This is a genomic window from Pseudomonas sp. ENNP23 (assembly GCF_001728945.1).
Classification (GTDB): domain Bacteria; phylum Pseudomonadota; class Gammaproteobacteria; order Pseudomonadales; family Pseudomonadaceae; genus Metapseudomonas; species Metapseudomonas otitidis.
On sequence record NZ_LYSP01000091.1, the window covers coordinates 1 to 3,345 of the forward strand.

2 protein-coding genes and 1 pseudogene are annotated in these 3,345 nt (G+C 51.3%); all 3 read left to right on the plus strand.

All coding sequences use genetic code 11. The annotated features are described in order from the left end of the window. The first annotated feature begins 1,163 nt into the window (after window positions 1-1,163). A complete protein-coding gene (locus tag A9G05_RS27795; RefSeq protein ID WP_069563696.1) occupies window positions 1,164-1,724 on the plus strand; it encodes an RHS repeat protein in 561 nt (186 codons plus the stop codon). 288 nt (window positions 1,725-2,012) lie between these two features. Further along, a pseudogene (locus A9G05_RS28590) lies at window positions 2,013-2,384 on the plus strand (DUF6531 domain-containing protein); the annotation flags it as partial. A 270-nt stretch (window positions 2,385-2,654) separates the two neighbouring features. Then, a complete protein-coding gene (locus A9G05_RS27540) occupies window positions 2,655-3,290 on the plus strand; it encodes an RHS repeat domain-containing protein (protein ID WP_139131268.1) in 636 nt (211 codons plus the stop codon). The last annotated feature ends 55 nt before the right edge of the window (window positions 3,291-3,345 follow it).

The window sequence follows — 3,345 nt, forward strand, 5'->3', positions numbered from 1 at the left end:
TCAGGAGGAACTGGAAGGACGTGTTCGTTCGGCCATGAGACGATTGCAGTTACGCCCCCAGAGAGTCCGTTCTTATTTCCGGCATCCGCATATCGCTTATGCAGCGTGCTTTGGTGTATTTGATTGCCGGGTTAATAACAATTAATTAAACAACCAATTAAAGCCCGAAAAATACAGTTATGAACCCACTGCAAAATACTGAGCCAACGCAACCACTAAATATAAAAAACACAATCCTATTAGCCATAATATTTTTCATAAGCATTGACAAGTTACAAGCAGAAAATTTTTACTGGACCCTTTGGCCCAGTAATAAAGAACAAAAATTCCCTACAGCGGCGGCTGCATGCAAATATGCAGACTTAACAGACCCACACCACCATTTAACAAATATATTTTACGCAATACCCGGAGCAACTTGCAGCGAGTACATTAGTGCAGGCTACTATTATGGCTTCAGTGCAGTACATCGCTTCGGAGACAACTGCGAGAGCGGAAATTACAACAAAAAAACTGGAAGCTGTACCATAATAGACGATGAAGCAGGCCTTCCGTGCAATGAAAAATCCGACATTATAAAGCAAGGTAATGGTGAATGCGCGCACATATCTAACTCAGAAACAAGTATGGGCTCCTCTCAAAAAATCTGCCAAATTAGCGAAATCGACCCAGCTACGGGAAATAACTTTCAAACAATCAGCATCTTACCCAACAGCACGGAATTAGCACTAAATTACAATAGCATTGACAATATCTGGCGCCATAATTATTCATCAAAAATAAAAATAGGCAGCAACACCATCTCTAAATCCGAAAATGATGGTGGAACATCGTTCTTCCGAATAAAAAACAATACAGCGCTATCTAGAGACAACCTTGAAAAGCTTGAAAAAATCGACCAAACCTGGCAATACACCGGCAAAAAAAATCAAACACTCGTATATGACCTATCAGGCACCTTAGTTGAGATACGAGGAAAAACAACACAAAAAATCAGACACAGCAGAAACATAATTACAGTTTCACAAGAAGGCCATCCCACAATAACAATTGAAGAAGGCCTAGATGGTCAACCAATTTCAATTACACGCAATGGCGTTCGGCAGTTTTTTGCATTCGACTCCAATTATCGTCTTCTAGAAATCAAAACCCAACTTAACGGTATGAACAGAATTTCTAAATATCACTACGAAGACACCCGCAACCCCAACCTCCTCACCGGCATCACCGACGAGCGCGGCATCCGCTACGCCACCTGGGCCTACGACGACCAGGGCCGGGCCATCTCCAGCGAACACGCCGGCGGTGCGGAGAAGGTCACCGTGGCCTACAACGCCGACGGCTCCTCCACCGTCACCAACGCCCTCGGCAAGCGCACCACCTACCGCTTCCAAACCATCCAGGGCATCCGCCGCATCGCCGCCATCGAAGGCGAGCCCTCGGCCAACTGCCCCAACAGCAACGCCACCTTCACCTACGACGACCGTGGCCTGGTGAAGACCCGCACCGACAACAAGGGCCACGTCACCACCTTCGACTACAACGACCGCGGCCTCGAAATCTCCCGCATCGAAGCCTTCGGCACGGCCCAGGCCCGTACCGTCATTACGGAGTGGCACCCGACTCTATTTCTGCCGGTGACCATCACAGAACCTGACCGAACCACCCATTACAGTTATGACGTACAGGGAAGACTGACTGGGCAAGCCACTACCCAGCGCTGAGTGCTGCCATAGTCAACCCAAGAACCATGCAGACACGGATGATCTAAAGTGCAGACTCGCTTTCCATTTAAAGCCGGCGCCATGCTTGCTTTACTTCTTTTAGCCTCTACCGCTAAGGCAGAATATTTCTATTGGTGGGCACCCGTCTACGGATTCGACAAGTTTCCTTCGCGAGATGCAGCAGCCCAGGCAGTTCTCTCTGTCTACACCGAAAACGATAGGGACTACTATAGCGGCCACTATATTACAAGCGTAGATTATTTATGGGAGGGAGCTTACAACGTGCGGATGCTTGGTTACTTCGCCGGAGTAGAGCAAGCCAGATTCTATAACCATATTTACCGTGGCGGCGACAGCTGCCCACCCGGAGCACTTTATGACACAAGCACGGACAAGTGCAGCAATCCTTCACTAGACGCCAACAAAGGCTTGCCACCCAATGATTTAACCTGCGCAATACCCAGTGACCGTATAGGAAATCCAATAAACATTTCTATCGGAAATAAAGTCCAGACTGTGGTAGACGCCTCCGCCGCAAGTGGCTCGCTTATCAGCTTGGCGAGGACTTATAACAGTGCTGACGGTGTATGGCGGCATAGTTACTCAACGCGACTGGAAAAAACTGCAGACGCCATGATTCTTGTGCGCGCCGATGGCCGCGAAACCAAATTCCAACTACAGGATGGCGTGAATAGCTATGGCATAGCTGCCAGCGGCATACTCAGCCGTCAAGGGGAGGGATGGACCTTCGAAGAGCCCAACGGCACCAAATATGCTTTCAACTCGGCACTTCGGCTTTCAAGAATCACCGAAAAAAATGGCCAATGGCGAGCTCTGACATACTTCGACGCTCTCATAACCATTACCGATTCTTTCGGCAATACGGCCACTCTTCGACAAGATGCTGAGTATCAGCCCAAGCAATTTTCAATGGGCGGAACTTCAGTCAGCTACACATACAACTCCATAAGAAGGCTGACCGCTGTAACAACTACCCGAGACTCCGTTGTTTCCAGTCAGACTTATCATTACGAAGACACCCGCAACCCCCGCTTCCTCACCGGCATAACAGACGAGCGCGGCATCCGCTACGCCACCTGGGCCTACGACGACCAGGGCCGTGCCATCTCCAGCGAGCACGCCGGCGGTGCGGAAAAGGTCACCGTGGCCTACAACGCCGACGGCTCCTCCACCGTCACCAACGCCCTCGGCAAGCGCACCACCTACCGCTTCCAAACCATCCAGGGCGTGCGGCGCATTACCGCCATCGAAGGCGAACCCTCGGCCAACTGCCCCAACAGCAACGCCACCTTCACCTACGACGACCGTGGCCTGGTGAAGACCCGCACCGACAACAAGGGCCACGTCACCACCTTCGACTACAACGAGCGTGGCCTCGAAGTCTCCCGCACCGAAGCCTTCGGTACACCTCAGGCGCGCACCGTCACCACTACTTGGCACCCAATGCTGTTCCTGCCGCTCACCGTCACCGAGCCGGACCGCATCACCACCTACCGCTACGACGACCAAGGACGCCAACTCAGCCAGAGCGTCAGCCAGCGCTGAACCGCACAAGGACTTGCCCATGAACCCCCTGCACCGCCTGAGCGTCATCACGCTT